The 5,264-nt window shown below is 61.2% G+C and carries 4 protein-coding genes; all 4 read right to left on the reverse strand.

What is annotated here, in order from left to right:
• A partial coding sequence (locus tag ABYV26_RS20135; RefSeq protein ID WP_372683154.1) for an SPOR domain-containing protein occupies positions 1-633 on the reverse strand: 633 nt, incomplete at its 3' end.
• An 18-nt stretch (positions 634-651) separates the two neighbouring features.
• A complete protein-coding gene (locus tag ABYV26_RS20140) occupies positions 652-2,640 on the reverse strand; it encodes a prepilin peptidase (RefSeq protein ID WP_372683155.1) in 1,989 nt (662 codons plus the stop codon).
• A 1-nt stretch (position 2,641) separates the two neighbouring features.
• The gene (locus tag ABYV26_RS20145; protein ID WP_372683156.1) at positions 2,642-4,819 is read right to left on the reverse strand and encodes a hypothetical protein; all 2,178 of its coding nucleotides are present in this window, start codon (positions 4,817-4,819) and stop codon (positions 2,642-2,644) included.
• Between the two features lie 12 nt (positions 4,820-4,831).
• Positions 4,832-5,264 (reverse strand): HlyD family efflux transporter periplasmic adaptor subunit (locus tag ABYV26_RS20150; protein WP_372683157.1); only part of this gene is annotated, 433 nt, incomplete at its 5' end.

Raw genomic sequence — 5,264 nt, forward strand, 5'->3', positions numbered from 1 at the left:
CAACGTCAGCCTGACGGCCGTCGATTCAGAACCCGGGCCTTCGACCCTGTCAGATCCGCTCCCGAAAGCTGCCTGGACCGGCCTGCCGGGGATGGCGGCGTTCGTTCCCGTCTGCATCGCGCCGACCGGTGCCTGCTCAAATGTCGGGAGCGATGCGGACGCCCCTTTCTGGTCACCCTCACGGTCAGTCGATAAAAAACCGGGGTCCTGCGGGGGGATCGAGTAGAAAATGTCCTTTTCGGCCAACATTTTCCGCAGCAGGTAGGCCTTTACGACGCCCTGCGCCATCATCCGCTCGGCCGTTTGCTGGGCCTCCTTTTGGGTTGGGTATTGGCCCACATAAACACGGTACCACATCCCCTTGCTGCCGGTATCCTCGAAACGGTAATAGGGATCATAACCCTTTTCACGCAGCCTCGACACCTCATTTTCAGCCTTGGTCAATTCGGGTAGCGCACTGACCTGAATCGAAAACCAACTCGTCAGCGGCTGACGGTGTGGACCGTCAGCGGCTTCCTTGGTGGATTCGAGTCCGGATACCGGTTCGCGCCCGCTGACCGTGGCCGGCAGAATGGTCATGAGTGAGAAAATAGATAGTAAACAAAATGTTAACGAAATTCGTGTGGCCGCCATGTGTTCAATTCCCTTCGTTTATAGGTCACTGGCCGCAAATCCGAGGTGTTGATCCAGCCAATGGTCAGCGGACAGAACATCCCTGCGCCTGTGATAGGATGCCCGTTCCGCCTGTCTTTGTATGACGCCAATCAAATGCCGCCAGAAGGTCGATGAAATCTCGCAATCCGATCGACCATGGACGCGCCGCAAGGCAGCGGCGATGATGGGCCTGTTTTTTTGAATCAAGTCGTCTTCCAGACTGACAAAGGCCTGGCTGCTTCCCGGATCGCCTTGTCTGGCACAGCGCCCCGACAGCTGCCGGTCGATTCGCCGGGCCGAGAACCGTTCGGTGGCGATGACATGTAAGCCGCCCCGCTCGGCGATCCCCGGTCCCAATTGGATGTCCGTTCCTCGCCCCGCCATGTTGGTTGAAACCGTGATTCGCCCCTGTTGACCGGCATCGGCGATGATCTGGGCCTCGGACGCATGCTGCACTGCATTGAGCAGGCGGTGGTCCATACCTGCGGCGATCAGGCGGCGGCTCAGGTGTTCGCTCTCCCGGATGCTGCCGGTTCCGATTAGAATCGGCCGCCCGGTTCGATGAACATCGCCAATCTCCGCGATCACGGCCTGCCACTTTTCGGCCGCTGTGGTGAATACCCGGTCGGGCATCACCGCTCGCCGGCATGGACGATGGGTGGGGATGGGAATCATCGGCAACCGATAGATCCCCCACAACTCCGCCTGCGCTTCGGATACCGTACCCGACATGCCCGACAGGTGGCGATACAGACGAAAAAACCGCTGAAAACTGATTCTGGCAAAGGTATCTTTGGGCAGATTGATCGGGACCCCCTCCTTGGCTTCGACGGCCTGGTGGAGACCGTCGCGCCAGGTCCGGTCCGGCATGAGTCTTCCCGTGAATTCGTCGACAATCACCACCTTGTCGTCCTCGAGGACGTAGTGCTTGTCGCGAACGTACACCGCGTTGGCCACAAGCGCCTGCACAACCAACTCTTCACGCCTTCTGGCACCCCGCCACAGCCCCCCCAGGGGTTCGGCCACCTCGGACAGGTGCTGCTTACCCGAGGCAGTCAGGCTGACGGTGGGTTGATCGCGGGCAACGCGATAGTCGACCGACGGGTCCAGTCCGGCAGCCAATCGGGCGGCCTGTTCATACGCCTGGCTGTGCGCCTGGTTGGGCCCATCCCCGGAAATCAGCAGCGGGGTCGATGCGTCATCGATAAAGACCGAATCCGCTTCGTCCACAATCGCGTGCGCCAATCCGCGCTGGACCAGCCGACCGATTCGATCCGCTCCTCCGGCGACCATCTTGGACAGGATCAACGCGGGCAGTCCTTTGGCACTGGCGTTGACCAGCCGGTCGCGCAGGAAGTCGGCAGCGACCTCCTTGTTGGTGCAGTAGGTGACATGGGCGTTGTAGGCTTGTTTACGATCCAACGGACCCATCTCCGGGTCGATGCAACCCACCGTCAGGCCGCAAAAACCATAGATGGCCTTCATCGCCTCGGCGTCCCGCCTGGCCAGATAATCGTTGGCGGTGATGACGTGACATCCGCGCCCCCGCCAGCCGGCAAGAACGGCAGGCATCGTGGCCACCAGGGTTTTTCCCTCGCCGGTGGCCATCTCGGCCACACAGCCGGCATTCAACGCCAGCGCTGCGGCAATCTGTTCTCGATACGGTCGCAGGCCGACGGTCCGCGCGGCCACCTCGCGCAGGATGGTGAAGGCATGCCGGCAATCCGCATCGGTGTCGCGCCCGAGCAGGAATCGATGGCGCAAGGCTGCCGCATAATTACCCAGGTTGCGATCGGAGACGCCCCGATAGACCTTCTCCTTGGCAATGACTAGATCGGCCTGTTGCATAAAATGGCTCGAACTGCGCGATACTCGCCCGGCCAGCCTTGCCGCCTGCAGCCACATCCGGTCCAGCCCGCGGGGAATCGGTTTGACCGTCGGCGGCTGTGAAAGCATGCGCCATTGCGTACTGAGGACGCTGTCCATATCAGGCCTGGCTCCTTGTTTGGAATAGCTGCAGCAGCGTTCGCCATCCTTGTACCAGCAGCGGTTTGGGTGACGTCTCGAATCGCAGGGCCATGGTCTGCCCGGGACGCAGAACGACCGATGCGGAGGCATTTGGTTCAACCAGTATCTCAAAAAAGGGTTCCGCCGCTTGTCTGCCGGTGGTATCCTCCTGGTCGATGCGTGTCGCACCCCCGGCGGCAAAGCCCAGTGCTGCCGAAGGCAGCTGCTCCTGTCCGGCAGGAATAATTTTTTTGATGCGACCGGTGAGCTCGAGGTCCGGGCGGTTTTTGACCCTGATGTCCACACGGGTGCGGGCAGCCTCGATGAGGCGTGACGCCACCTGTTGACTGGCAACGGCCCGGATATGGAGGCGATCGAGATCGACGACAACCCCGATGCGCTGCCCTTGGTCCAGCCGCATGGCAACCAACCGATCGGCATCGGGGGCGACCCAGACGCCCGGTATGGGGGAACGCAGCGCCAGGTTATCCAGATTCCGTCGGGTACGCACGATCTGCTCGTCGAGGGCCGCGATCTTTTCATCCATGATCTGGGCGCCGGCGGCGTCCTGGGTCTGGGCAGCCTGTCGACTGAGTTGGAGCCTCTGATTCTCGGCCATCAGTTGGTCCCGCTTGGCTTCCAGTTCCGGACTGGTTGCGGCAACCAGGGCCGGCCCCTCCGGCCCGGTCCTGGCTCCGGACTCGAGGACCGTGCCGACGAATCCGGTCGTTTTCATGTGAACGACCGCATAATCGACCGGCTCGACAACCCCCTCGACCCGGCATCGATCCGGCATCTGGACCCACCCGACGGCAACAAAGAGTAAACTGGCAGCCGCCACACAGGTGCCCCCTGCGCGTGCCCGGTGGCGCGCCAGCTCGGGACTGGTGGTCAGAAAACGGAACAGGTGAACCACAGGCAAAAGCCCCCAGCGAACCATCAAGGCGGCTGCCAGCAGGGTGCCGATCAATACATACCGGTCCATCAGCATCAGGGCGATGGCGCCCATGATAAACATCCGGACAACCGTCGACGCGATGGCGTAAAACACCAACCAACGCCTCTCCCCAGACGTATGGCTGGGGTCCACCGCCTGGTTCAGGCCCCAGACATAGCGTTTCACCAGGTAGCTGACGTATAATTTCGACCGGGATTCGAGATTGGGAATCTCCAGCAGATCCAACAGAATGTAGTAGGCATCATAACGCAGAAAAGGATTCCCGTTGAAGGCCAGGGACGACACGCTGGCAATCAGCATGATGTTGTACGCGATGGCGTGCACGGCGGCGCCATCGGCCGTTCGCGTCCAGAGAATGGCGGCCAGGGCGGCAATGGCCAATTCGGCAAGCATCCCGCTAGCGCCGACGATGATGCGGTGCCATTTGTCACGAAGGGCCCAGGCGCTCGACGCATCCACGAACGGCAGCGGCGTGAAGAAAAGCAGGGTCAGGCCCATCTGGTGGACCTCACCGCCAGCCCCGGTGCTGCGTCCGAAGTGTTTGCATGAGAACGCGTGGCCCATCTCGTGAAACAGCTTGACGATCAGGATGGCCAGATACAAAAGTGGCAGATTCTCGGGGTTGAGAACATCTTGCGCGTCGGCCGCCAGGGTGCCCACGTGGCCGGCAATCGACCACAGACCGACCAGCAGGATGGCCACCCACACCCCCAGGCCGGTTTTAGAGAACACGTGGCCAACCGCACCCACCCACCTGCCCAGGAAGCGGTCCGGGTCCCACAGGGGAATACGAATGAAAAAAAGATTCCCAAAGGCGCTGCGCACATCCCGCCAGACCCGTTTGCGGTGTCGATTGAAGAGCGCTTCCGCATCCGGGGCCAGATTGCCCTGCAGCAGGTTGGAACCATGCAGCTGGCAGAGCAGCTGGATCACTTCACCTTGGGTCGGTGCGGCATCGCCAAAGCGGTCCATGCAGGTCTGCCATACCTGGTTCACCGTGCGTCGGCCGTCGAGCATGGCGGAAAAATGGTAAGCCGCCTCACTCAGGCGAAAGAATCGCACACCGGCCGGGTCCTGCAAAACAAACCATCGCACGCCGCGAAAGTGTTGACGCTGAACGTTCACCGCGCCGTGCAGTCGCGTGGTCAGCTCCGAGACTCGGTACCATGACTCGCTGAATGTCGGACGGTCAACGCTCACCTGAATCCTCGCTCATATCCACAGTTTCATGCGCAGCCAATTGACCAGACGATGGGTCGCCATCCACAGGTAGGTTTTTTTACCCGCAGATATCCTGGCCTCGCCTTCCATGCCGGGCCGCATCCATTCGAGCTGATCGATAATGCGGGCGCGAACCCTGAACACATTCTGGTGATCGACCACCTCGGCAATCGGGTGGATGCGTTCGATGACGAACCGGACCTTCTGATCGGGGTGCCCCACCGACGCCATCGTCCCGGCTTGTCCATCGGCCACGCCGGCGATCGACGTTTCCGGGACGAATAGTTCGGCTCTGAGAGAATCGATGCTGGCGACTTCGAAAAGGATCTCGCCGGCACCAACCGGCGCCCCGATTTCCTGTTTGCGGTCTTTTGAAATCACCCACCCGTCGATCGGGGCCACCAGGTCGGCCTGTTCGATGTTC

The sequence above is a fragment of the Desulfosarcina sp. genome (assembly GCF_041551955.1).
Lineage (GTDB): Bacteria > Desulfobacterota > Desulfobacteria > Desulfobacterales > Desulfosarcinaceae > Desulfosarcina.

Excerpts from the sequence above, each read along its gene's own strand:
- ABYV26_RS20140 (WP_372683155.1), bottom strand. The coding sequence starts at position 2,640 with ATGGACAGCGTCCTCAGTACGCAATGGCGCATGCTTTCACAGCCGCCG.